The sequence below is a fragment of the Cellulosimicrobium sp. BMG9.22 genome (genome assembly GCF_059159975.1).
Map to the genome: position 1 here is coordinate 61898 of NZ_JBZGBY010000001.1, position 23910 is coordinate 85807.

Annotated in this window: 19 protein-coding genes; 8 read left to right on the top strand and 11 right to left on the bottom strand. The window is 74.6% G+C overall.

Translation table 11 applies throughout. The annotated features are described in order from the left end of the window. Positions 1–43: 43 nt before the first annotated feature. Both AC4H2H_RS00275 and AC4H2H_RS00280 read right to left on the bottom strand, forming a co-directional pair. Positions 44–1699, bottom strand: coding sequence for a hypothetical protein (locus tag AC4H2H_RS00275; protein WP_494368809.1), 1656 nt, complete (start codon positions 1697–1699; stop codon positions 44–46). Between the two features lie 132 nt (positions 1700–1831). Next, positions 1832–2725 carry an NUDIX hydrolase gene (locus tag AC4H2H_RS00280; protein ID WP_494368810.1) on the bottom strand — a complete coding sequence of 298 codons (894 nt, stop codon included), beginning with the start codon at positions 2723–2725 and terminating at the stop codon, positions 1832–1834. Between the two features lie 100 nt (positions 2726–2825). Between AC4H2H_RS00280 and AC4H2H_RS00285 the strand changes: the two genes are divergently transcribed. Beyond that, entirely contained in the window at positions 2826–3863 is a 1038-nt protein-coding gene (locus AC4H2H_RS00285; RefSeq protein WP_494368811.1) for an SPFH domain-containing protein, read from the top strand. Between the two features lie 2 nt (positions 3864–3865). Next, entirely contained in the window at positions 3866–4792 is a 927-nt protein-coding gene (locus AC4H2H_RS00290; protein WP_494368812.1) for a diacylglycerol kinase catalytic domain-containing protein, read from the top strand. A gap of 412 nt (positions 4793–5204) precedes the next feature. Here the strand turns inward: AC4H2H_RS00290 and AC4H2H_RS00295 are convergent, their stop codons facing one another. Further along, on the bottom strand, positions 5205–7607 hold the full coding sequence (locus AC4H2H_RS00295) for a S9 family peptidase (RefSeq protein ID WP_494368813.1): 2403 nt from the start codon (positions 7605–7607) through the stop codon (positions 5205–5207). 91 nt (positions 7608–7698) lie between these two features. On the opposite strand from AC4H2H_RS00295, the gene AC4H2H_RS00300 reads away from it, so the two are divergent. Beyond that, on the top strand, positions 7699–8622 hold the full coding sequence (locus AC4H2H_RS00300) for a MerR family transcriptional regulator (protein ID WP_494368814.1): 924 nt from the start codon (positions 7699–7701) through the stop codon (positions 8620–8622). Between the two features lie 55 nt (positions 8623–8677). After that, the gene (locus AC4H2H_RS00305) at positions 8678–9616 is read left to right on the top strand and encodes a transglutaminase-like domain-containing protein (protein ID WP_494368815.1); all 939 of its coding nucleotides are present in this window, start codon (positions 8678–8680) and stop codon (positions 9614–9616) included. 23 nt (positions 9617–9639) lie between these two features. Here the strand turns inward: AC4H2H_RS00305 and AC4H2H_RS00310 are convergent, their stop codons facing one another. From AC4H2H_RS00310 to AC4H2H_RS00320, 3 genes are read right to left on the bottom strand one after another with little or no spacing between them, the layout of a single operon-like run. Further along, positions 9640–11325, bottom strand: coding sequence for an outer membrane protein assembly factor BamB family protein (locus AC4H2H_RS00310; RefSeq protein WP_494368816.1), 1686 nt, complete (start codon positions 11323–11325; stop codon positions 9640–9642). A 25-nt stretch (positions 11326–11350) separates the two neighbouring features. After that, the gene (locus AC4H2H_RS00315; protein WP_494368817.1) at positions 11351–13090 is read right to left on the bottom strand and encodes an outer membrane protein assembly factor BamB family protein; all 1740 of its coding nucleotides are present in this window, start codon (positions 13088–13090) and stop codon (positions 11351–11353) included. Between the two features lie 25 nt (positions 13091–13115). Continuing rightward, the gene (locus tag AC4H2H_RS00320) at positions 13116–14813 is read right to left on the bottom strand and encodes a PQQ-binding-like beta-propeller repeat protein (protein WP_494368818.1); all 1698 of its coding nucleotides are present in this window, start codon (positions 14811–14813) and stop codon (positions 13116–13118) included. A gap of 104 nt (positions 14814–14917) precedes the next feature. Between AC4H2H_RS00320 and AC4H2H_RS00325 the strand changes: the two genes are divergently transcribed. Next, positions 14918–15856, top strand: coding sequence for a GGDEF domain-containing protein (locus AC4H2H_RS00325; protein ID WP_494368819.1), 939 nt, complete (start codon positions 14918–14920; stop codon positions 15854–15856). A gap of 23 nt (positions 15857–15879) precedes the next feature. Here the strand turns inward: AC4H2H_RS00325 and AC4H2H_RS00330 are convergent, their stop codons facing one another. The 5 genes from AC4H2H_RS00330 to AC4H2H_RS00350 form a co-directional block, all read right to left on the bottom strand. Continuing rightward, the gene (locus tag AC4H2H_RS00330; RefSeq protein ID WP_494368820.1) at positions 15880–16599 is read right to left on the bottom strand and encodes an ABC transporter ATP-binding protein; all 720 of its coding nucleotides are present in this window, start codon (positions 16597–16599) and stop codon (positions 15880–15882) included. Continuing rightward, positions 16586–17593, bottom strand: coding sequence for an ABC transporter ATP-binding protein (locus AC4H2H_RS00335; RefSeq protein ID WP_494369111.1), 1008 nt, complete (start codon positions 17591–17593; stop codon positions 16586–16588). Before AC4H2H_RS00335 ends, AC4H2H_RS00330 begins: the two co-directional genes overlap by 14 nt. Before the next feature lie 98 nt (positions 17594–17691). Further along, positions 17692–18984 carry a branched-chain amino acid ABC transporter permease gene (locus AC4H2H_RS00340; RefSeq protein ID WP_494368821.1) on the bottom strand — a complete coding sequence of 431 codons (1293 nt, stop codon included), beginning with the start codon at positions 18982–18984 and terminating at the stop codon, positions 17692–17694. Continuing rightward, entirely contained in the window at positions 18981–20039 is a 1059-nt protein-coding gene (locus tag AC4H2H_RS00345; protein WP_494368822.1) for a branched-chain amino acid ABC transporter permease, read from the bottom strand. Before AC4H2H_RS00345 ends, AC4H2H_RS00340 begins: the two co-directional genes overlap by 4 nt. A 121-nt stretch (positions 20040–20160) precedes the next feature. Continuing rightward, positions 20161–21417, bottom strand: a complete 1257-nt coding sequence (locus AC4H2H_RS00350; protein ID WP_494368823.1) for a branched-chain amino acid ABC transporter substrate-binding protein — start codon at positions 21415–21417, stop codon at positions 20161–20163. A gap of 385 nt (positions 21418–21802) precedes the next feature. On the opposite strand from AC4H2H_RS00350, the gene AC4H2H_RS00355 reads away from it, so the two are divergent. The 3 genes from AC4H2H_RS00355 to AC4H2H_RS00365 all read left to right on the top strand — a co-directional run bounded on the left by AC4H2H_RS00355 (position 21803) and on the right by AC4H2H_RS00365 (position 23832). Continuing rightward, positions 21803–22273 (top strand): nitroreductase family deazaflavin-dependent oxidoreductase, encoded by a 471-nt coding sequence (locus tag AC4H2H_RS00355; protein WP_494368824.1) that lies wholly within the window; start codon positions 21803–21805, stop codon positions 22271–22273. 249 nt (positions 22274–22522) lie between these two features. Continuing rightward, on the top strand, positions 22523–22726 hold the full coding sequence (cspE, locus tag AC4H2H_RS00360; RefSeq protein WP_009861351.1) for a transcription antiterminator/RNA stability regulator CspE: 204 nt from the start codon (positions 22523–22525) through the stop codon (positions 22724–22726). A 344-nt stretch (positions 22727–23070) separates the two neighbouring features. After that, the gene (locus AC4H2H_RS00365; protein WP_494368825.1) at positions 23071–23832 is read left to right on the top strand and encodes a hypothetical protein; all 762 of its coding nucleotides are present in this window, start codon (positions 23071–23073) and stop codon (positions 23830–23832) included. The last annotated feature ends 78 nt before the right edge of the window (positions 23833–23910 follow it).

Sequence of the window (23910 nt, forward strand, 5' to 3'; positions counted from 1 at the left end):
GCGAAGGTCCCGCGAGCCGCGGGATCCCGGCCCTGACGCGGCGTCAGACCGCCAGCTCCGCGAGCGTGTCGTCGAGGTCCCCGACGACCGTCGCGACGGCCTCGCGGCGCGCGCGCGCCCGCTCGTCGTCGGCGGCGACCGCGGCCCGTGCGGCGGCGAGGTCGCGGTCGAACCGCTCCGCCTGCGCCTGGGCGTCGACGCGCTGCGCGCGGGCCCGCCGGTCGCCCGTGAACCATTGCCACCCGGCGACGAGCGCGGCGCCGATCCCGACCACGAGCCACGCGGGCGCGACGGCGATCCCGAGCACGACGCCGAGAAGGGCCACGGCCCCGACCCCGCCGACGACCCCCCACGAGACGCCGTCGACCGGGCGCGAGAGGTGCTCCGCCCGCGCCGTAGCGGCGAGCGCGGCGCCGTCGTCGGCCGGGGTGACGGTCACCGTGCGCCCTGCGAGGCGCAGCGACCGGGACGGTGCCGGCGCGGCGGCGAGCTCGGCGGCGCGCCCGTTGATGGCGGCCCGCAGGTCGCCTCCCAGGAGCGGGGCGACGAGCGCGACCCGGCCCGCGGCGTCGCTCCGCGCGTCCGCGACGACGAGGTCCACGACGCTGCCGGCCGGGGCGCCCCAGGCCGGGCCGTCGTCGTCCGGCGCGCGCCCGACACGCTCATCGAGCACCTCGGCACGCCGCAGGAGGTCGCGCTCGACGGGAGCGCCCTCGTCGACCAGGGACGTGACGACGCGCAGCAGCGCGTCCCGCACGGAGACCGGTGCGCCCGCGGTGCCCGGGCCGGTCTCCGGCCCGGCCGACGGCGTCGGCACGACGAGCTCACCCGCGACGACGGCGCGCGACCAGCCGGCCCAGGCGCGCAAGGTGTCGAGCGGGTCCCGCCCGCCCGCGGGCGTGCCCCACTCCGAGCTGTCGCCGGGCAGCGTGGGCGGCTCGACGAGCAGGACCGTGCGCAGCCGCGTCCGCGCGGCGTCGTCGAGCAGGGCGAGCCGCTCCGCGAGGCCGGTCCGCACGACGTCGGCGCCCTCGCCCCCGAGGAACCCGTCGGCGGCCGCGACCCACAGCGCCCGCTCCGCGCCCGTGACGAGCACCTCGGCCGGGGTGCCCCCGGAGGCCGCGCTCCCGTTCGCGCCCGCACCGCCGTCGGCGCTCCCCCAGCCCGCGCCGGGCTGGACGGGCGCGTCGAGGACGGACGCCGTCCACGCCGCCGCGAGCGCCGGCTGGCCCACGAGCGTGCAGACCGCGACGAGGAACGTCGCCGCACGGCGCCGGTCGCGCAGGAGCGCCTCCTGCGCGGCGTCGGCGTCGAGACGCCCGGACGCGACGTCGGCGACGGCGAGCGCCGCGGGGACGAGCCAGTAGCCGTGGACGTCGACGAGGTCGGGCGAGCGGCGCAGGTGCGAGACGTCGCCCTCGCCCGTGACGACGGCGCGCGTGAGGGCGCGGGCCGCGTCGCGTGCGCGACGGGCCGGAGTGAACAGCGCCAGTTCTTCACGCACCTCGCCGAGCTCGATGAGCGCGTTGACGAGCCGCGTGAGGACCTCGACGCGGCTCGAGAGGTCGCCCTCGAGGGAGCGCAGCCGCCGGTTGAGCGCCGACTCGCGCGAGCGCGCCATCGCCGTCTGTGCGGCGAGCTCCTCGGACAGTGCCGTGAGGTTGCCGTGATCGCTGCGCCACACGCTGTAGGTCGACATGCGCGCGAGCGTAGTGCCCGTCGCACCGCTGTCGAGGGGGAGAACTCCCCCGCCCGATCCCGCCGAACCCGGGGTTACCGCTAGATCGGGTGGCCGATCGACCGGTAACCCCGGGTTCGGCACGGCGGGCCGTCAGGGCCGGGGACGCATGAGCGGCGGGTCGAGGACAGCGGGGACGCTCGCGGGCGCGTCGTCCGGATCGCTCGCCGAGCCCGGGGTTACGGGTCGTTCGTGTCCCCAATCCGCCCGTAACCCCGGGTTCGGCGTCGTCCCGGCCGTGCGGTAGAGGGCCGCGGGGCGGCCCGTGCCGCCGGACGTCGTCCGGCCCGTGTCCTCGAGGAACCCCGAGGTGCTCGTGGCCTTGCGCGAGAAGTTGCGTGGGTCGAGCGGCACGCCCCACACGGCCTCGTAGACGCGGCGCAGGTCCGCGATCGTGAACGCGGGCGGGCAGAACGCCGTCGCGAGCGCGGAGTACTCGAGCTTGGCGCGGGCGCGCTCGACGCCGTCGGCGAGGATCCGGTCGTGGTCGAACGCGAGGCGCGTGCCCGACGGCGTCCGCCCGCCCGACGGCGTCGGCCCGCCACGACCCGGTCCTGCCGCGAGCAGCGGCTCGACGGGGTGCCAGTCCGCGGCCCCGGCGTCCGACCCGGCACGGACGACGCCGAACTCGGGCGCGAGCAGGAGGTACGCGACGGACAGCACGGGCCCGCGCGGGTCGCGGTCGAGCGGGCCGTAGGTCCGCAGCTGTTCGAGGTGGCCCGGGGGCGCGACGCCGGTCTCCTCCTCGAGCTCGCGACGGGCCGCCTGCGCGAGCCGCTCCCCCGGCAGGACGAAGCCGCCGGGGAGTGCGAGCGCACCACGGTACGGCTCGACGCCGCGCTCGACGAGGAGCACGTGCAGCGCGCCGGCGCGCACGGTCAGCGCGACGACGTCGGCGGTGACGGGCAGCGACGCCGCGTCGGGCGGGACCGTGCTCGCAGGGCCAGGCGGGACCGCAGGGACCGGGCACGTGGAAGTCGGGGCCATCCGTTCATGCTGCCACATTTCGCGTCAGGTTGACGAGAACACCGGCCGGGCCTAGCCTGTTCTTATCGTCACAGTGACGATAACGAGAGGAGGGCCTGACATGGCCACCATCCGCAGCTACCCCTGGACCCGGCACTTCCTCGGCAGCCCGACGGGGCACGTCGTGCACCTGCGGCGCGGCCGCGTCGTGCACGAGGGCGTCGGGCAGGCGTTCTGGTTCCGTCCCACCACCTCCGTGCTCTCGGAGATCCCCGTCGACGACCAGGAGCTGCCCGTCTTCTTCCACGCCGTGACCGCCGACCACCAGGACGTCACCGTCCAGGCCGGCGTCACCTACCGGTTCGTCGAGCCGGTGACCGTGTCGCAGCGCCTCGACTTCGCCGTCGACCCGCGCACCGGCGAGACGAGCACCGCGGGTCGTGACCAGGTGACGAGCATGGTCGGTCGCCTCGCGCAGAGCCGGGCCGCCGACGCGCTCGCCGCGATGCCGCTCGCCGACGCCCTCACGACCGGCGTGCCGCGCGTGCGCGACGTGCTCACCGAGGCGCTGACCACGGACCCGCGCCTCGACGCGACGGGCATCGTCGTCGTCGGGGTCCAGGTGCTCGCGGTCCGGCCCGAGAAGGACGTCGAGCGCGCGCTCCAGACGCCGGCCCGCGAGCACGTCCAGGCCGAGGCCGACCGCGCGACGTACGAGCGGCGGGCGCTGGCCGTCGAGCGCGAGCGCGCCATCTCGGAGAACGAGCTCGCCAGCAAGATCGAGCTCGCGACCCGCCGCGAACGCCTCGTCGCCCAGGAGGGCGCGAACGCCCGGCGCGAGGCCGAGGAGAAGGCCGCCGCCGCGCTCGTCGACGCCCGCGCGACGGCCGAGCGCGCGCAGCTCACGACCGCGGCCAGGGCCGAGCAGGTGCGCGTCGTCGGAGCGGCCGAGGCCGCGGCCGAGCAGGACCGCATGGACGTCTACGCGACGGCGGGCCAGGGCACGCTCCTCGCGATCGCGCTGCGCGAGGCCGCCGGGTCGCTCCCCGCCGTCCAGAACCTCACCATCACCCCCGACCTGCTCACCGGCGTCCTGTCGACCCTCGTGCGCGGGATCGGGCCCGACGACGGCCCGGGCGCGGCCGGGAAGGCAGCCTGACGATGCTGCGGCGACGCGCCGTCGTCGTGCACCGGCGGACCGAGCTCGACGACCTCCTCGACCGGCACGGCACGCGCGGGCAGGCGGAGTTCTTCCTCCGCTCGCGCGGCCGGTCGCTCGCCGAGGTCCAGGCGCGGCACGACGCGCTCGCGGCGGCGCGCGACGCCGTCGTCGCCGCGCTGCCCACGGGCTGGGCACGGGCGGACGTCGAGCGTGCCGACCTGTCGCGGTTCCTCGTCGCGCCGGAGGACGTGGTGGTGGTCGTCGGGCAGGACGGCCTCGTCGCGAACGTCGCGAAGTACCTGCACGGGCAGCCGGTGCTCGGCGTCGACCCCGAGCCGGGCGTCAACGCCGGGGTGCTCGTGCGGCACTCGGTGCCGTCGGCGGCCGCCCTGCTGCGCGGCCTCACGCCCGACGACGGCGGTGCCGCGGGAGGCGCACCCGACCCGGCGGCCCTGCTGCCCGTCGACGCGCTCACCATGGTCCGCGCCGACCTCGACGACGGCCAGCACCTCACGGCGCTGAACGAGGTGTTCGTCGGGCACCCGAGCCACCAGAGCGCGCGCTACACGCTGCGGTGCGCAGCGGGCGAGGAGCGGCAGTCGTCGTCGGGCGTGCTCGTCGCCACGGGGACCGGCGCGACCGGCTGGTGGGCGTCGCTCGCGCACGACCGCGGCGGACGTCCCGCGCCGGCGCCCACCGAGCACCGGCTCGGCTGGTTCGTGCGCGAGGCGTGGCCGTCCCCCGCGACGGGTGCGAGCCTCACGGAGGGCTACGTCGAGGACGGTGCCGACGTCGCGCTCACCGTCGCGTCCGACCGGCTCGTCGTGTTCGGCGACGGCGTCGAGGACGACCGCCTCGTCGCCTCGTGGGGCCAGACCGTCACCGTGCGCACCGCCGCCGAGCCGTTGCGGCTCATCCGTCCCTGAGCGCTCGGCGCCTCTCGTCGCGGTCGTCGGTCCGAGCGTCGTCCCGGGCATCGCGTAGGAGGTGAAGGAGAGCTTCGCGCCCCGGTACGCCGGACGCAGCGCGCGCACCACGTAGACGAACGACAGCGCGGCGAGCGGCCACGACGCGCACCCGAGGAACCACGCGGCCGGTCCCGCGATGGGTGCGAGGCACACGACCAGCAGGGCCACCACGCCCCCGCTCACCGTCTCGCCGTCGACCTCCCACATGGGCGGCACCTCGGTCCCCCGGACGACCTGCACGACCCCGAGCCCGGCGTACGCCGCGAGCAGGAACAGCCCGATCGCGGTCCACACCAGACCGATCGTCAGGTAGCCCAACGGGCGGAGCACCAGCGCCGCCGCGCCCGGGGGCGTCGCGTCGCGGGCCACGTCAGCGGGCCGCCAGGCCGAGCACGTCGAGCACCCACGCGTCCTCGTACGCGACCTCGCGCCAGCCCTCGTACCGGCCGGAGACGCCGCCGTGCCCGGCGTGCATCTCGATCTTCAGCAGTGCGGGCGCGCCGGCGGCGCGCAGGCGCGCGACCCACTTGGCGGGCTCGACGTAGAGCACGCGCGTGTCGTGCAGCGACGTCACGGCGAGGATGCGCGGGTAGTGCGCGGCGTCGTCGGGCACGTTCTCGTACGGCGTGTACGTGCGCATGTACCGGTACACCTCGGGGTCGTGCAGGGGGTCGCCCCACTCGTCCCACTCGACGATGGTCAGCGGGAGCGACGGGTCGAGGATCGACGTGAGCGCGTCGACGAACGGGACCTGGGCGAGCACGCCTGCGAACAGCTCAGGGGCGAGGTTCGTGACCGCGCCCATGAGCAGCCCGCCCGCGGAGCCGCCCTGGGCCACCATCCGTTCCGGGCTCGTCCACCCCGTGCCGACGAGGTGCCGCGCCGCGGCGACGAAGTCCGTGAACGTGTTCCGCTTGGCGAGCGTCTTGCCGTCGTCGTACCAGCGCCGCCCCATCTCGCCGCCGCCCCGCACGTGCGCGACGGCGAACACCACGCCCCGGTCGAGCAGCGACAGCCGCGAGACCGAGAACGCCGGGTCGATGCTGATCTCGTACGACCCGTACCCGTACAGCAGCAGCGGCGCCGGCTCCGCGCCCGTCCCCATGGCGTCGAGCCCGACGGCGGCGCGCCGCCACACGAGCGACACCGGCACCTGCGTGCCGTCCTCGGCCGTGGCCCACTCGCGGCGCTGCACGTAGTCCGCGGCGTCGTACCCGCCGAGCACGGGCTGCTGCTTGAGCAGCGTGAGCTCGCCGGTCTCCACGCGCAGGTCGTACACCGTCGACGGCGTGACGAAGCTCGAGTACGACAGCCGCACGTTCGGCTGGTCCCACTCGGGGTTGCCGCCGAGCGCGGCCGTGAAGAGGGGCTCGTCGAACGCGACCTCGTGCACGTGCCAGGGGGCGGCCGGCACGGGGGTGTCACCGGTGCGGATCGGCGACGGGAGACCGGCCGGGCGTGGCGGCTCGGCCGCGGCGAGGTCGAACACACCGACCCGGGACAGCGCGTCGCGCCGGTAGGACACGACGAGGTGGCCGGCGAACGCGTCGACGGCCTCCAGCCGCGTCTCCGGGTCGTGCGGCAGGACGACGGTCGCCTCCCCCGGGCCGCGCGTCCCGCCCGGGTGCGCCCCGCCGTCGGGCAGGCCACCCTCGGCGCCGCCAGAACCCGGCACCTCCGTGACGACGAGCTCGAAGTTCTCCGCGCCGTCGTTGTGCAGCACGAGCAGCACGTCGCGCCGGTCCCCCGCCGAACCCGAGGTTACTGTCGTCGTGTCGGCCTTTCCGGCACTTTCCTCGTGCTCGGCGGCGTCCAACCACGTGTTCGGCAGGACGGCGTGCTCGACGGTGTACTCCACGCCCTCGCGGCGCGGCCACACGACGCGCGGCGCGCCCGTCGGGTCGTCGGCGTCGATGAGCCACGTCTCGGACGTGATCTTCGACCCCACGTCGATCTGCACGAACCTCTGCGAGCGCGAGACGCCCACACCGACCCAGTACCGCTCGTCGGGCTCCTCGAACACGACGACGTCCTGCGTCGCGGGCGTGCCGACCTCGTGGCGCCACACGCGCCAGGGCCGCCACGCGTCGTCGACCGTCGGGTAGAACACGTACCGGCCGTCCGGGGAGAAGACGGCGCCGGGGAACGTCCTGGGGACCTCGTCGGGGAGGTCGGTGCCCGAGTCCAGGTCGCGGATGCGCAGCATGAACCGCTCGTCGCCGACGACGTCGACCGCGTACGCGAGCCGCGACCCGTCCACGGACACGTCGAACGAGCCCAGCGAGAAGAACTCGTGCCCCTCGGCCTCGACGTTGTCGTCGAGCAGCACCTGCTCGCCCGGCACGGGGACGCCCGGCTCCAGCACGGGCGGCACCCACGACGACGGCGCGTCGCTGCCGAGGCTCGCGTCGATCGGCGCGCGCGCCCGGATCGGGTACTGCGACCCCTCGACGGTGCGCGCGTAGTACCAGTACGCGCCCTGGCGCACCGGGACGGACAGGTCGGTCTCGAGCGTGCGGGCCTTGATCTCGTCGAAGATCCGCTCGCGCAGGTCGGCGAGGTGCGCGAGCCGCGCCTCGGTGTACGCGTTCTCGGCCTCGAGGTGCGCGACGACCTCGGGGGACTCCTTCTCGCGCAGCCACTCGTAGTCGTCGACCACGGTCTCGCCGTGGTGCGTGCGCTCGGCGGGGCGGCGGGGTGCGACGGGCGGCTCGGGCGCCGCCGGGGCCTTCGTGGTGACGGGCTCGGACGGGTGCGTGACGTCGTCGGGCATGCTCGCCAGGGTAGTGCGGCCCGACGGCGCGCGGTCACGCCCGGGCCGCCGTCCCGCCCGTCCGGACGGCGTGGCTCGGTACGCTCGGGCCGTGACGGACGAGCACGCGCACCCGACGCTCACGAGCGGGGAGATGGTCCGCGCGTCCGGCCTGTCGATCAAGGCGCTGCGGCTCTACGACGCGAACGGTCTGCTCGTCCCGGCAGCCGTGGACCCGCGCACCGGATACCGCGCCTACGCGCCCGAGCAGGTCGAGCGGGGCCGCACGATCGCACTGCTCCGCCGGCTCGACGTCCCCCTCGCGCGCGTGCCCGAGATGCTCGACGCCGACCCGCGCGACGTGCGCGACGTCCTCCTCGGGTGGTGGGACGAGCGGCGGCGAGAGCTCGCCGACCAGCGAGCGACCGCCGAGGAGCTCGCCCGTCGGCTCGCCGCGGGTTCCACCGGGACCACGCGCGCAGGCGCGGTGGGCGACGCACCCGTCGCTGCGGGCTCCGCCGACGCCGCGCACGGGCAGGCCGAGGTCCGCCGGCGCGACGTCCCGGCGTGCACGGTCGCGACCATCACCTCGTCCACGACGCAGGCCGACCTCGTCCCGACGTTCACGGCGGACGTGCTCACGCTCCGCGCGCACCTCGTGGCGGCGGGCGCCGACGCGGGCGCCGGGCACTTCGTGGTCTACCACGAGCCCGTCGGACGCGACGTCCCCGGGCGGGTCGAGACGTGCGTCCCGTACCGGGGAGCCGTCGTCCCGGCCGGTCCCGTCGTGCTCCGCGAGGACCCGGCGCGCTCGGAGGCGTACGTCGAGGTGCCGTCGCGCGACTGCCGGTTCCCGCAGATCGTCGGCTACCACGACGCGCTGCGCGCCGCGACGGGACAGGTTCACGTCCCCGCCCGCGAGGTGTACGCGGTCCCGTGGTCCGACGAGCCCGACGTGATCGTCGCGGAGGTCGCGATCCTCGTCCCGGCCGCACCTGTCAGCACCCCACGGGCCCCCAGGTCCGCCCAGCGCTGACAGCTGCGGGCACGGTGCTTGACCCTGCCCCAAGGGCGGGCCCGAGGGTCGACCCATGGACCTCTCCCGCTACGCCTTCCACAGCCCGTACTCCGACCCGCGGCACCACGCGACACTCCTCGCCGCCGTGCCGCCCGACGCGGCGAGCCTGCACGCCGCGTTGACGCGCGCCGTCGTGCACTACCGCGCGGGCGCGACGGCGCCCACGCCGGACCAGCTCGCCGACGTCGACCGGCGCTGGGTACCTGACATCCTCGACGCAGCGGTCCGGCGGGCGCCCGGACCCCTCGACGAGCCCCGGTCCGCGGACGCCCAGGTCGGCGGGTGCTGCCGCGACCACTCGCTCCTCGCGGTCGCGATCCTGCGCGAGCACGGCATCCCGGCCCGCACCAGGCTCGGCTTCGCGGACTACCTCGGTGCGGACGCCTTCCGCCACGACCACGTCGTCGTCGAGCGGCACGACGGCGAGCGCTGGGTGCGCTCCGACCCGGAGCTCGAACCCGGCTCGCGCCCGTTCGACCTGAGCGACATGCCGACCGGCGAGAGCGCGCCGTTCGAGACCGCCGCGGAGGCCTGGCTCGCGTACCGGGCCGGCCGCCGGGACCTGTCCGACCACGGCGCCGGGCCGGACCTCGGTTGGCTCGGCGGGCCGGGGTTCGTGCAGCGCTACGTCCTCGGCGACCTCGCCCACCGGCAGCGGACCGAGCTGCTGCTGTGGGACCTGTGGGGCGCGTCGACGCCGCCCGGCGCCACGCCCGACGAGGCGACCGTCGCGCTCACCGACCGCGTCGCGGACCTCACCGTGCGGGCCGACGGCGGCGACGCGTCCGCCGAGGACGAGCTCGCCGCGCTGTGGGCGGGCGACGAGCGGGTGCGCCCGGCGCGCTACGTGAGCACGTGGTCGCCGTCGGGACGGCTCGGCTGGACCGACCTCGAGACGCGTACGACGGCCTGGGCGATCCTCCCGCCGGGCATGGTGCCGGGCCTCGGCTGACGCCACCGGGTGGACGCGGCCGGTCAGCCGAGCCGCGTCACCGTCGCACCGTCCCAGCTGAGCAGACGACCCTGCACCGGGACGAGCGACGCGTGGTCGAGCCCGACGGCGCTCTCCCAGACAACCGCGCCGGACGAGAGCTCGAGCGCGACGGCGCGATGGCTCTGCCCGGTCGTCGTGTCGACGAGGACGAGGATCGCGCACCGGCCGTCCGTGAAGGCCTGCGTCACCATCGCCGACCGCCCGGGGTTCTCGCTCCCGAGCTCGTCGACGAACCGCGACCAGAGGCGCTCACCGGTCATCGAGTCGAGCCCCACGACGGTGTTCCCCGTGCCGACGACGGCCGTCCCCGCCGCGAGCACGTGCACCGCCTCGGGGACGCGGGCGCCGTCGTAGGTCCACAGGCGGGCACCGCTCCCGTCGTAGGCCCGCAGCTCGAGGCCCTCCCGGACGAACAGCACGCCGGGCGCGGGGTCGTCCGTGGACCGGGGGTCGAGCACCTCGCCGGGTGCGTCGAGCACGAGGGTCCCGTCGGGCGCGAGGACCCGGTCGGCCCGGAGCGCGCCCGACGAACCCTGCCGGTCGGCGTCGACGAGGACGCGGCCTCCCGCGAGCGGCACGGCGCCGTCGGTCGGCAGGTCCGGGTCGTCGAGGCGGGTCCCGTCCGGGGCGAACGACGCCGCGATCCCGCAGCCGGCGACGTCGACGACGCCTTCGGTGCTGAAGACCCCGAGACGCTCCGCGTCCACGGTCTCGTTCCCGGTCTCCTCGTCCCACGCCGTGCAGGACCAGGGCACGTCCTGGAACGGGAGGTCGCGCCGCCAGCGTCCGGCGCCCGTCACCGCGTCCTCGAGCGTCACCACGACGTCGCGCCCGCGGACCCCGTCGACGGTCTCGCCCGCGCCAGGGTCGACCGCGATCGGGGCACCCGTCGGCTCGCCCGGTTCACCGACGCGCTCGACGCGCACCAGGCCGCCGTCGGGTCCGGGCGCGAGGACCGTGTCGGGGTCCGTCGCGACGGATCGCGCCCGGACGACGCCGCCCGCGGCGTCGAGCACCGTGACCGTCGCGGACCCGTCGGGGCGCGGAGGCGTCGGGCCGGCGTCGAACCAGAACGGCACGAGCGCGACCCCGGCGACGCACACGACCGAGCGCGAGGCGGCGGTCGTGAGGTCCCACGGGCTCCACGAGCCGCACACCGCGTCGTCTCCGACAGGCGTGCGCCACGCCTCCTCGCCGGTGTCGAGGTCGAGCGCGACCGCGTCGTCCCCCTCGACCGTGACGAGCAGGCCGGGCAGCACCACGACCCCCCGGTCCGTGGACGCGGTCGTCGTCCACAGCTCCGCGGGCGCGCGGTCGAGCTGGTGGAGTGCTCCGCGCGCCGTGTCGAGGCGGTGCTGCGCGTCCCGGCCCGTCACGGCGTCCACGACGAGCATCCCGGCGACCAGCACGACCACCGTGCCCGCCGTCGCGGCGACGAGCCGTCGGCGACGGCCCCGCGGGGAGCCCGACGGGCCGGACGCCGGTGGTTCGCCGACCGGTCCGCCCGACGGCGGTCGGTCGGTCGGCGGTCCGTCGGGCAGCGGGGGCTCACGGAGCAGCACGGTGCGCGGCGCGTCGAGGACGTCCGGGTCGTCGTCGAACCCGGCCGACTCGACGAGCTCGAACGTGCGGCGGTCGTCGCCGCCGTCTCGTCGTCGGAGCGGCACACCCCCAGCGTAGGACCCGCGCGGCTCACCCCAACCGCGTGAGCGTCGTCTCGTCGAGGCTGAACAGGCGGCCCTGGAGCGGCAGGAGCCACGCCTCGTCGTACGGCTCCCCCTGCTCCGTGTGCCAGCCCACGCTGCCGTCGACGAGGTCGACGGCGACGAGCGTCGTCGCCTCGGACTCCCAGTCGGACACGACGACGAGCGCGCGCTCCCCGTCGGTGTACACCGTGTCCATCGACCACCCCGCACCCTCGCTGGCCGGCATGCCGGTGCTCTCGCGCAGCACCTCGTCCTCGAGCGTCCACCGCGTGCGCCCCGTGACGACGTCGAGCCCGACGAGGTCGGAGCCCGGCTGCGGGACGACCACGACCCCGCCCGCGACGACGGCGACGCGGTCCGGGTTGCCGGCGTCCGTCGTCCGCCACAGCTCCTCGCCGGAGGTGTCGAACGCGACCAGCTCGATGCCGTCGCGAACCAGGACCACGCTGTCGCTCGCGTCCGTGGACTGCGGGACGTACGCCGGCCCGGGGAGCTCCCAGCGGAGGGTGCCGTCGGGGTCGAGGATCGCGGGCGCGAACGCCCCCTCGGGGTCGAACGCGGTGGGCCAGCCCGTGCCGGCGGACGTCGGGTCGCGGTAGAGCGAGCCGTCGGCGAGGGGCGTGATGCCGTCCGCGGGGTTGTCCGGGTCGTCGAGGCGCGTCCCGTCCGCGGTGAACCACGCCGAGACCCCGCACCCCTCGACGCGGACGATCCCGCCCGCGGTCACGGCCCAGACGTTCTCGAGGTCGGCGTACGCGTCGTCCATCGTCCCGCTGTCACCCCAGCGCACGCACCCGCCCGTGCCCGGCGCGAACTCGAGCTCGTGCTGCCACCGGTCCTCGCCCGTGAGGGCGTCCTGCACCGTGACGACGACGCCGCGACCGGTGGGCAGGTCCGTCGCCATCCCCGTGCCCGGGTCGATCTCGACCTGGCGTCCGTCCCCCGAGGGGGGCTCGCCCACCCGTTCGACGAGGACCAGGCCGCCCGCCGGCCCGGCGGCCGCCAGCGCACCGCCGCCCGCGAGGTCGCGGCGACCGAGGACGTCGCCGGACGCGTCGAGGACGGTGACGCCCCACGACTCGGGCACGACGTCCGTCGCGCCGCCGACCTCCGGAGCGGGCGGCTCGGGGTCGGTCGTCCCGTCGTCGGTGCGCGGCGCCAGGCAGACGAGCGTCGGGTCCGGCTCGCCGCTCGGCAGCGTCCAGTACGCGAACCCGCCGCACGAGGTACCGTCCTCGACCGCGGTACGCCACCGGACGTCCCCCGTGTCGAGGTCGCGCGCCACCACCGCGCCGTCCTCGACCGTCGCGAACGCGCCCGGGAGCAGCGCGAAGCCCGCCGTCAGCTCCGCGTCCACCGTCCAGAGCGCGTCGGGCGCGCCGGAGAGTGGCTCGACGGCGCCCGGCGCGGCGCGCAGCCGTGCGAGGTCCGCGCGTGCGCGCACCGCGTCGACGCCGAGCATGCCGACCGCCACCACGGCGAGCGCCACGACGCCCGCGACCACCGTGCGACGGCGTATCGGCCGGACGCCCGCTCGCCGGGGCGAGGGCTCCGGCTCGCCGTCCGGGCCGTCGTCGTCCGCATGGGAGGCGGTGCCCGTGCCAGCGCCGTCCGGCGGTCGGGTCGCGCGCGGAGGGCCCGCCCCGAGGTCCGGGGCGTCGTCGTCGGACTCCACGAGCTCGAACGTGAGCCGTCGGTCGCGGGCGTCTCCTCGTCGGAGCGGCACCCTCACAGCCTAGGACCTTGCGGCCTCAGCCGAGACGCGCCATCTTCGCGTCGTCTATCCGCAGCAGGCGCCCCTGGAGCGGCACCGTCCAGGTCCGGCCCTCCTCGGACGTGGGCTCGGTCTGCCACGCGACGTGGCCGTCCGCGAGGTCGAGCGCGACGCGCGTCGACCGGCTCCCCTCCCAGTCCGAGAGCGTGACCATCACCCGCGCACCGTCGGTGAAGGCGGCACCGCCGATCCATCCCGCACTCGTCTCGCCGGCGGCACCCTCCACCTCCTCGCCGCCGAAGGACCAGCGCTCCCGACCGGTCGCCGCGTCGAGGCCCAGGATCACGCCGCCGATGCCGTTCGCGACGACGACCGTCTCGCCTGCGACCGCGAGCACGGCCTCCGGGGTGCCCACCTCGGACGTGCGCCACAGCTCGGTTCCCGCGTCGTCGAGCGCGACGAGGTCCAGGCCGTCCCGGACGAGGACCGGCGCCGGGCGGCCGTCCGTCGCCGTCGGCACGAGCACCGGCCCGGGCGGCTCCCAGCGCACCGACCCGTCGGCGTCGAGGATCGCCGGCGGGTCGGTCGCGTCGTCCGTCGGCGCGTACCCCCAGCCGTACCCGCCGTTCGTCGGGTCCCGGTAGTAGCTGCCGTCCGGCAGCGCGACCACCCCGTCGCGCGGGTTGTCGACCTCGTCCAGGCGCGTGCCGTCGGGGGTGAACCACGCGGCCACGCCGCACCCCTGGACCACGACGAGCCGCGGCTGGCTCACCGCCCACAGGTTCTCGAGCTCGGCGCGGACCGACGGGGCGGTCCCGTCGGACTCGTCCCCCGTGACGCACTGCCCCGAGCGGTCGACGAACGGCAGCTCGGCCTCCCACCGCGCCTCGCCCGTGAGCGCGTCCTCGACCCGCAGGACGGCGCCGCGCCCCGTCGGGATCGCCACCGGCTCTCCTGTGGCGTCGTCGAGCTCGATCTCGGCGCCGTTCCCCTCGGGCACCTCGCCGACACGCTCGGCCCGCACCACCGTGCCGCCCGGGCCGGGCGACGGCAGGCCATCGTCCGCGGCCGTCTCGCGGCGCGCGAGCACCGACCCGTCCTCATCCACCACCGTGACGGTCCAGGACGAGGCGTCGACCACGCGGCCGGTCGTCGGGTCGATCGTGAGCTCGACGCCCTCGAGGGGAACGCCCGCCTCGTCCTCGACGACGGGCGCGACGCAGACGAGCGTGCTCTCCGGCTCGCCCGAGGGCGGCGCCCAGAAGCCGAGGTTCCCGCACGTCGCGTGCTCGCCCACTCCGGCGCGCCACCGCTCGTCGCCCGTGTCGAGCGAGCGCCCCACGGCCTCGGCCCCCTCGACCGTGACGAGGGTGGCCGGAAGCAGGCTGACACCGCTCACGGAGCCGACGTCGGCCGTCCACCGTTCGCGCGGCACCTCCGGCAGCGGCTCGAGCGCCCCCGGCGCCCCGCGCAGCAGGTCCAGGTCGGTGCGGGTCTGCCACGCGTCGACGGCGAGCATCCCGCCCAGCACGAGCACGACGGCGGCCGCCACGACTCCGACGGTCGCCTTCCGGCGCGGCCTGCGCCGGACCTCGGGCCCGAGGACCGGCGCTCCGTCCGAATCGTCGTCCGCGCCGGGCTCCGCCCCCGGCTCGACGTCGTCGCCGTCGTCTCCCGCCGACTCGACCAGCTCGACGGTCAGTCGGTCCCGGGCGTCACGGCGTCGGATCGGCACGCCGTCAGCCTAGGGGCTCGCCGAGGTGACGACGTCGTGAACTCTCGTGGAACATTGCCCGCGTTCACCTCCCGGCCACCTCGCGTGCCGCCACACTGCGTTCTGTGCACGACGAACTCACCGAGCTGGCGCACCACACCGCGATGCGTCCTGCCGCTCGCGCGACGGGTCTCGTCGCCGATCTCTCCCGTCCCGTCCTGACCGTCGGGTCGTCCATGCCCGTCGGCCAGCTCGAGGTCCTCTTCCGCAACCCCGACGTGGCGTGCGTCGTCGTGGCGGACGACGAGCGCCCCGAGCGGCACGGCGTCGTCGTGCGCTCGAGCCTCACCGCCGCGCTCACCGGCCGGCTCGGCTACGGCCGTGCGGTCCTCGAGCGCCGCCCGGTCGCGAGCGTCACCGACTGGTCGGCCCTCGTCGTCGAGCCGACGGCGGCCGTGTCAGCCGTCGCGACGCTCGCCATGTCGCGCCCGGCCGACCGCCGCTACGACGACGTCCTGGTCCGGGGTGCGCACTGGGCGAGCGTGAGCGCGGCCGAGCTCGTGCACTCGCTCGTCGGCACGCTCGCCGAGCGGTCGACCCACGACGCGCTCACGGGTCTGCCGTCCCGGCGCAGCACGTGGCACTCGCTCTCGCGGCGCTGCGCGCTCGTCGCGCGCGGCCGCACGCGCGTCGTCCTCATCCTGCTCGATGTGCAGGACATGGGCGGGATCAACGCACGGTACGGCCAGGAGGCGGGCGACGCGATGCTCGCGGCGGTCGGGCAGCACCTGCGGTCGTGGCTGCCCCGCGGGTGCGAGGCCGGCCGCGTCGACGGCGACCGGTTCGCCGTCCTCGCGACGCTCCCCGGGATGGGGGACGTCGAGGCCGCCGCGAGCGCCGAGGCGCTCCGTCAGGAGGTCGTGACGTGCCTTGCCGCCCCGGCCGGGCCGGTCCGGCCGGCGTTCCGCACGTCGCTCACGTGGTCCGTCGCCGGCGCGGCGGACGCCGACGAGCTGGTGCGCGAGGGCGAGGCCCGCCTCGCCCTCGCGCACGCTCTGGTCTGACGCCTCTGCTCGGACCTGCCGCCTCAGGCGACGCCGAGGTACGCCTCCTTGATGCTCGCGTCGGCGAGCAGCTCCTTGCCGCCGCCGGTCTGCACGACCTCGCCGGTCTCGAGCACGTAGGCGCGGTCCGAGCGCGAGAGCGCCTGCTGAGCGTTCTGCTCGACGAGCAGCACCGTGGTCCCCTGCGCGTTGATCTCCGAGACGATGCGGAAGATCTGCTGGATGACCATCGGCGCGAGCCCCATGGACGGCTCGTCGAGGAGCAGGAGCCGCGGGCGGGCCATGAGTGCACGGCCGATGGCGAGCATCTGCTGCTCGCCGCCGGACATCGTGCCGCCCACCTGGTCCTTGCGCTCGGCGAGGCGCGGGAACAGCTCGAAGACCCGGTCGACGGTCTCGTCGTGCTCGGCCTTGGACTCGAAGGTGCGCGCGTAGGCGCCCATCTCGAGGTTCTCGAGGACGGTCATGCCGGGGAAGATCCCGCGGCCCTCGGGGGCCTGCACGATGCCCTCGAGCACGCGCAGGTGCGCCTTCATGCGCGTGATGTCCTTGCCGTCGAAGAGGATCGTGCCGCGCGAGACCGGGCGGATGCCCGAGATCGCACGCATCGTCGTCGTCTTCCCGGCGCCGTTCGCCCCGATGAGCGTGACGAGCTCGCCCTCCTCCACCGTGATGGAGATGCCCCGCACCGCTTCGATGCGCCCGTAGGCGACGGTCATGTCCTGCAGCTCAAGCAGAGGCATCGCCACCGCCTCCTTCGGTCGTGCGGCCGGCGGTCGAGGTACCCGTGCTCCCCGTGCCCCTGGTCTCCTGGCCCGGCTCGGCGACGGCCGCCTGGGCGGCCAGCTCGTCGTCGGGCACGCCCAGGTAGGCCGCGATGACCTTCGGGTCGCTGGTGACCTCGTCGGGCGTGCCGTCCGCGATGACGCGCCCGAACTCGAGCACGACGATCCGGTCGGTCACCCCGCGCACGAGCCGCATGTCGTGCTCGATGAGCAGGACGGTGTAGCCGTCGTCGCGGATGTGGCGGATGAGGTCCATGAGGGACTCCTTCTCCGCCGGGTTGAAGCCCGCCGCCGGCTCGTCGAGGCACAGCAGCTTGGGCTCCGTCGCGAGGGCGCGCGCGATCTCCAGACGGCGCTGGTCGCCGTAGGAGAGGTTGCGCGCCTTCTCGGTCGCGCGCCCGCCCACGCCTACGAACTCGAGCAGCGCCATCGCCCGGTCGATCGCGTCCCGCTCCTCGCGGCGGTGCCGCGGGGTGCGGAACAGCGCGCCCGGGACGGACGTGCGGTGCCGCGCGTCCGTCCCGACCACGACGTTCTCGAGCGCCGTCATCTCGTTGAAGAGACGGATGTTCTGGAACGTGCGCGCGATGCCCCGCTGCGTGATGCGGTACCGCTTGAGCTTGCCGAGGGGAGCGCCGTCGAACACGACCTCCCCCTGGGTGGGCCGGTACACGCCCGTCATCGCGTTGAACGCCGTGGTCTTGCCCGCGCCGTTCGGACCGATGAGGCCGAGGATCTCGCCGCGCCGGATCTCGAACGTCACGTCGTCGAGCGCGACGAGGCCGCCGAACTGGACGGTGACGTTCTCCATGGACAGGAGGGGCTCGCCGACCTTCGCCCGGACGGACCGGTCGGGGGCGACCATCGCGTCGACGAGCTCCGGGTTGGCGAGCTCGGGACGCACCGCCGCGACGTCGACGATCGCCGGCTCCTCCAGGACCGCGCCGGGCATGTACGCGTCGGCCCGCGAGGAGTCGACGCGGCCCGAGGACCCGAGGTGCTCGTCGCCGTGCTCGCCGCCCGCCCCGATGCCGCCGGGGTCGTGGGTGCTCATGAGGTCTCCTTGCCGCTGGTCGTGCTGTCAGGCCTTCGGGCGAGCGACTGCGTGGCCCGACGCGCCGCCACGTAGATCTCCCGACCGTACGCGAGCAGCTTCTGCCGGACGGGTATGAGTCCCTGCGGCCGGAAGATCATGAGGACCACGAGCGCGACGCCGAAGAACAGGTAGCGGTAGCTCGCGATCTCGTTGCCGTTGATCGCGATGCCGAAGACCTCGGTGCGGCCGAGGAAGAAGTTCGGCAGGTACACGATGATGAACGCGCCGAGGATGACGCCCAGCTTGTTGCCCTGGCCGCCGAGGACCACGGCGCACAGGAAGAGCACCGAGTTGATGACGTTGAAGTTCGTCGGGATGACGAACTGCACCTGGCCCGCGTAGAGCGCGCCCGCGACGCCACCGATCGACGCGCCGATGATGAACGCCCACAGCTTGAAGCGGAACGTGGGCACGCCCATGATCTCCGCCGCGTCCTCGTCCTCGCGGATCGCGACCCACGCGCGCCCGACGCGCGAGCGCTCGAGGTTCCCCACGAACAGGAGCGAGATGACGATGAAGACGAGGCTGAGCCAGTACCACCAGACGCCCGAGTTGAGCGTGCCCGCCGCGTTGCCCGCGGAGAAGACGCCGTTCGGCAGGTCCTCCGTGACCCCGAGGCGGGGGTAGGCGACGCCGCGCAGACCCTGGCCGCCGCCCGTCAGCTCGTCGAGGTTGTCCGCGAGGAGGCGGACGATCTCACCGAATCCGAGGGTGACGATCGCGAGGTAGTCGCCGCGCAGGCGCAGCGTCGGCGACCCGAGGATCAGGCCCGACAACGCCGTGATCGCGACGGCGATCGGCAGGGCCGCGAGCCACGCCCACTCGGTGGACAGCCACTCGTCCGTCTGGTTCCAGGGGCTGTCGGGGCTCGTGAGGATCGCGACCGTGTAGGCGCCGATCGCGTAGAAGCCGACGTACCCGAGGTCGAGCAGGCCGGCCTGGCCGACGACGACGTTGAGGCCGATCGCGATGAGCGCGATCATGCCGAACTGCGCCATGACGCCACCGAAGTTCGTGCCCACGGTCGTGAGCACGGGAATGTTGAGGATCGGCACCAGGGCGATGAAGAGCAGGAACGGCACGCCGATCGCCCACTGCGTGGGCCGGGCCTGCGCGTCCCACCACAGGCGGAACCGGTCGCCGACGCCGCCGTGCGGGCGGTCCTTCGTCGCGACCCGGCCCGCGGGCGGCATCGACGTGGGCACGCCCTCGCGCGCGGGCTGCGGTGCAGGTGTGGACGTGCTCATGCGCGGGCCCTCCCCAACGACTCCCCGAGGATGCCCGTCGGGCGGAACATCAGGACGACGATCAGCAGGACGAACGCGACGACGTCGCGCCACTCCGTGCCGAACAGGACCTGGCCGTAGTTCTCCATGACACCGAGGATCAGACCACCGAGCAGCGCGCCGCGCAGGTTGCCGATCCCGCCGAGCACCGCGGCGCAGAAGGCCTTGATGCCGAGGATGAAGCCACCGGAGTAGATGATGCCGTTCGGCACGCGCAGCGTGTACAGGAGTGCCGCAGCGCCGGCGAGGATGCCGCCGATGAGGAACGTCAGCATGATGACGCGCTCGCGCGAGACGCCCATGAGCGTCGCGGTGACCGGGTCCTGCGCGACGGCGCGGATGCCGCGACCGAACTTCGTGCGGTTGATGAACAGGTCCGTCGCGAGGGCCAGGACGAGCGCCGACAGGATGATGATGATCGTGACGTTCGTGACCGACGCGTTGCCGATCGTGAACTGCACCTCGGGCTGCACGAGCCGGATGGGCTGCTGCGCGTTGACGCCGCCGAGCGTCCCCCCGGTGAGCCTCGGCAGCACGAAGTGCACGAACTCCTGGAGGATGAACGACATGCCGATGGCGGTGATGAGGAAGACGAGCGACGGGGCTCCGCGCTTGCGCAGCGGTCGGTAGGCCACGCGTTCCAGCCCGACGGCCGTGCCGCCCGCGACGAGCATGCCACCCAGCATCGCGATGCCCAGGTAGAGGATCGTGAGGGCGATGCCCTTGTCGTACGCGTCCCCGCTCGGGAAGAAGCCCAGGAGCATGAGGGTCGCGTACTGCCCGAACATCCCGAGCATGAAGACCTCGGAGTGGGCGAAGTTGATGAGGCGCAGCACGCCGTAGACGAGCGTGTACCCGACGGCGACGAGCGCGTAGATCGCGCCGTAGGTGAGGCCCTCGATGGTGAGGCCCCAGAAGTTGCGGCCGAGGCCGGCGAGGTCGAAGTCGATGAGCGACTGGTGGACGAGGGGTCCGGCGGTCGCGCTGTGCATCAGCGCGTCAGCAAGAGCGGGCATGACGCTCCCTGGTTCTCATGGCGGATCGTGCGGAGGTCGTGGTCCACGACGGGGCGCCCCGCCCGGTGCCGCGCTCACCCTGAGGTGGGCGGCACGAGGCGAGGCGCCCGTCGTCGTCGGACTACTGGACCTCGTAGATCCAGATGAGCGCGGAGGCGAGCTCGCCCGTGTCGTCCCACTCGTAGGTGCGGGCGAGGCCCTCACCGGAGTAGTTCGCCACGTGCTCGATCATCGCCGCGCGGTCGGCCACGCCGGAGGCGATGCCGGTGAGCATGATCGTCGCGAGGTCGTAGCCCTCGACCGAGTACACGCCCGGCGCCTGGCCGGCCGACTCCTCGTACATGGCCGCGAAGTCGTCCGGCGCGGGGCCGCACGGGCAGGAGAGGATCGCGCCCTCGGACGCGGCACCCGCCTGCGAGACGAACTGCGGGTCGTTCGTGCCGTCCGCCGAGACGAACGGGATGTCGACCCCACCGTCGCGCAGGCCCTGCACGAACGGCGCGGCCTCCGCGTAGTAGCCGGCGTAGAAGACGGCGTCGGCCTCGGCGCCCGAGATGATCTGGACGGCCGCGGAGAAGTCCTTGTCGCCCGTCTTCACCTCGGCGGCGCAGTCGGCGTTCGCCGCGTCCCCCAGGCCCTCGGTGATCTGCTGGGCCAGGCCGATGCCGTAGTCCGAGTTGTCCGAGACGACGCAGACGCTCGCGAACTCCATCGTGTTCACGAGGTACTTGGCGACCGACGGACCCTGGACGGCGTCGTTCGCGAGACCGCGGAAGAAGTTCGTCCAGCCGTTGCCCGTGAGGTCGGGGTTCGTGGCCGACGCCGTGAGCGAGAGCAGGCCCGCCTGGCTGAACACGTCGCCCGTGGCCGCCGTCTCCCCGGAGAACGCCGGGCCGAGCAGGCCGATCACCGACGTGTCGCCGACGATCTGCGGCGCGACCTGGGTCGCCTTCTGCGGGTCACCCTCGGTGTCGAACGGCTTGAGGGTCACCTGGCAGCCGGGGTTCGCCTCGTTGAAGGCGTCCACCGCGACCTGCGCGCCGTACTGGATGTTCAGGCCGAGCGCGGCGTTCGGGCCCGTGAGGGCACCGGCCATCGCGATCGACGTGCCCTCGGCGCACTCGGCGCTGCCGTCGCCGGCCGGGTCGACCGGGTTGCCGGCCTCCGTCGCCTCGACCTCGGCGCCCTCGATGTCGACCTGGACCGACGGGACGATGCTCAGGTCGGCCGAGCCGCCGCCGCTGTCCTCCGTCTCGGTCGAGGTGCCGGTCGTCTCGTCGTCGCCGCCCTGGGACTGGGGTCCGCAGGCGGTGAGGACGAGAGTGGCCGCCAGGAGCAGGGCAGCACCCCCGCTCGCCCGTCGTGCTGTGCGATGCATGCCAACCTCCGTGGTCCAGATCCCCCGCGGGGACGGCCCGAAGCCGCACTTCTCCGCGGTCGATCGCTGAGTTCAACACTGAATAGCGTGCTGAATAGTGACACAGGTCACGGGGGGACGAAAGCCGCCCGCCGACGCGCCGTCCGGAGCTCCCCGCGGCATCTCGGGGAGCTCCGGACCCACGAATCCGCGAGAGGAGGCGCTCCCTGCGTTCCTGGGTGACGTGAACGTAGGCCGATCGCGTTTCGCGGGACGCCCGTAGTTGTTACCGACTCGTAACGCAAGGGTCTCGTTTCGTTCCGCGGACGGTACGAGCGGCCGGTCCGTTCGCCGGCTCCGCGGACGAGCGCTGGTGGTGCGGCTCCCTCCCGCCTAGCGTGGAGCGATGGGCCTCGTCTCCACCCTGCTGCACACGCGCTGGTTCGTCAGAGCGCCGGTCGGTCTGTTCCGCGCGGGGCTCGGAGGGCTCGCCGGTGGCGACCTGCTCCTGCTCGTCCACCGCGGACGGTCGAGCGGGGAGCCGCGCTACGCGGTGCTCGAGATCTCCGGACGGCCCGCTCCCGACCGGACGGTCGTCGTCGCCGGCCTCGGCCCGCGCTCCCAGTGGTACCGGAACGTCCTCGCCGAGCCTCGTGTCCTCGTACGGACCGGGTGGCGCCCCGCCGCGCGGGCCGTCGCCCGCACGCTCCCGCCCGACGACGCCGTGCGCGCCCTCGAGGAGTACGCGGGACGAGCGCCTCGGTCGTGGTCGGTCTTCGTCCCGGTGCTGCGCGAGTGGGCCGACCCCTTGGCCGCCGAACGGGGCGAGACGGACTGGCGGCGGGTGGTCCCGGTCGTCGAGCTGACGACGCTCTGACCGTGACGGCACCGGCGGATCCGGGCAGGTGGGGCAGCGCGAAAAAGTCGGTGGAGAACCCGTGGCCAACCCGGGGCATACCATGTACGGTTGTTCCCGAGATTGCAGTGCCTCGCTTGTCCTCGCGTCGACGTGACCACCACCCGGTGGGTGCCCGGCGGACCTTGTTACCCAAGAGTTGACGACGAACACCGTGATGTACTCCCCTGCGCCCGCGGGGGGTGTTTCCACACTCTTGAAGGAGTAACAATGGCTACCGGAACCGTGAAGTGGTTCAACAGCGAGAAGGGCTACGGCTTCATCGCCCCCGAGGACGGCTCCGCCGACGTGTTCGCGCACTACTCCGCGATCCAGTCGCAGGGCTTCCGCACCCTCGAGGAGAACCAGCGCGTCGAGTTCGACGTGACGCAGGGCCCCAAGGGCCCGCAGGCGGAGAACATCCGCCCCGTCTGATCTCCCCGGTCACCGCTCGCCTCGGGTGAGACGACCGGTCGACCGACCGCCGAGTGCCCCTGACCATCTGGTCGGGGGCACTCGTGCGTCCGGAGACCTGCGCCGAACCCGGAGTTGTCGGCCACACCGCCCGCCGAACCCGGGGACACGGGTGAGATGGGCTCCCCATCGACCCATAGCCCCGGGTTCGGCAGGAGGCAGGGTCGGCGCGGCGGGGTCGGGGCGTCAGGGTCGAGGCGGAACCGGCGGGGTCCGTGCCTCGTTGGTCCGGGAGTGAGCCCTACCCGGCCACGACACCCGAGCGAGCGCTCGGCGCCCCGCCACCACGCACCGGAGGACGACACATGGGATTCCTGGACCGGCTGCTCGGCCGCGAGCCGCGCGACCCCTACGGCGCGCCGCAGCAGCAGAGCGGCTACCCGAGCCAGTACCCCCCGCAGGACTCGACCGGGCCCGCGTACGGGAGCGCCCCGCAGGACGCGCGGACGGCGGCCCGCGGGCCGAGCGCGCCCCGCACGCCCGACCAGGTGGCGATCGACCGCTACCGGTACCTCCTGCGCACGGCCCCGCCGGACGCCGTCGAGCAGGCCCACGCCGAGGCGTTCGCCCGGCTCACGCCGGAGCAGCGCCGCCAGGTCCTCGCCGAGCTCGGCGAGCAGGTCCCGGCGGCCGAGCGCGCGCAGACGGACACGCCGCAGGACCTCGCGCGCATGGCGACGCGCGCGGAGATGCGTCAGCCGGGCACGCTCGAGCGCACGTTCGCCGGTCGCGGCGGCCCCGGAGTCGGCGGCCCGGCAGGCGCCGGTGGACTCGGGTTCGGCGCGATGGTCGGTTCGAGCCTGCTGGGGACGATCGCGGGTGTCGTGATCGGCTCAGCGGTCGCGAACGCGATGTTCGGGCCCGCCTTCGGCGACCCGAGCACGCCCGTCGTGGAGGACGCGGCGGCGGGCGGCGACCCGGGGTCGGAGGCCGGAGCCGAGGGCGGCGGCGACGCCGGCGAGGCTTCGGGCGCGGATCCGGGCGCGGACGCCGGTGCCGACGGCGGATTCGGAGACTTCGGCGGCGGTGGCTTCGAGGACTTCGGCGGCGGCTTCGGCGAGTTCTGAGCCGGCGTCGTCGCGAGCGGCGAGCGCGGGTCTCCCCCAGCGGCCGAGCGCACCGGTGACGTCGTCCGTCGCCGCGCT

Excerpts from the sequence above, each read along its gene's own strand:
- AC4H2H_RS00275 (WP_494368809.1), bottom strand. The coding sequence starts at position 1,699 with ATGTCGACCTACAGCGTGTGGCGCAGCGATCACGGCAACCTCACGGCA.
- AC4H2H_RS00290 (WP_494368812.1), top strand. The coding sequence starts at position 3,866 with ATGCTGCGGCGACGCGCCGTCGTCGTGCACCGGCGGACCGAGCTCGAC.
- cspE (WP_009861351.1), top strand. The coding sequence starts at position 22,523 with ATGGCTACCGGAACCGTGAAGTGGTTCAACAGCGAGAAGGGCTACGGC.
- AC4H2H_RS00355 (WP_494368824.1), top strand. The coding sequence starts at position 21,803 with ATGGGCCTCGTCTCCACCCTGCTGCACACGCGCTGGTTCGTCAGAGCG.
- AC4H2H_RS00305 (WP_494368815.1), top strand. The coding sequence starts at position 8,678 with ATGGACCTCTCCCGCTACGCCTTCCACAGCCCGTACTCCGACCCGCGG.
- AC4H2H_RS00365 (WP_494368825.1), top strand. The coding sequence starts at position 23,071 with ATGGGATTCCTGGACCGGCTGCTCGGCCGCGAGCCGCGCGACCCCTAC.
- AC4H2H_RS00345 (WP_494368822.1), bottom strand. The coding sequence starts at position 20,039 with ATGCCCGCTCTTGCTGACGCGCTGATGCACAGCGCGACCGCCGGACCC.
- AC4H2H_RS00280 (WP_494368810.1), bottom strand. The coding sequence starts at position 2,725 with ATGGCCCCGACTTCCACGTGCCCGGTCCCTGCGGTCCCGCCTGGCCCT.
- AC4H2H_RS00330 (WP_494368820.1), bottom strand. The coding sequence starts at position 16,599 with ATGCCTCTGCTTGAGCTGCAGGACATGACCGTCGCCTACGGGCGCATC.
- AC4H2H_RS00350 (WP_494368823.1), bottom strand. The coding sequence starts at position 21,417 with ATGCATCGCACAGCACGACGGGCGAGCGGGGGTGCTGCCCTGCTCCTG.
- AC4H2H_RS00335 (WP_494369111.1), bottom strand. The coding sequence starts at position 17,593 with ATGCCCGGCGCGGTCCTGGAGGAGCCGGCGATCGTCGACGTCGCGGCG.
- AC4H2H_RS00295 (WP_494368813.1), bottom strand. The coding sequence starts at position 7,607 with ATGCCCGACGACGTCACGCACCCGTCCGAGCCCGTCACCACGAAGGCC.
- AC4H2H_RS00340 (WP_494368821.1), bottom strand. The coding sequence starts at position 18,984 with ATGAGCACGTCCACACCTGCACCGCAGCCCGCGCGCGAGGGCGTGCCC.
- AC4H2H_RS00285 (WP_494368811.1), top strand. The coding sequence starts at position 2,826 with ATGGCCACCATCCGCAGCTACCCCTGGACCCGGCACTTCCTCGGCAGC.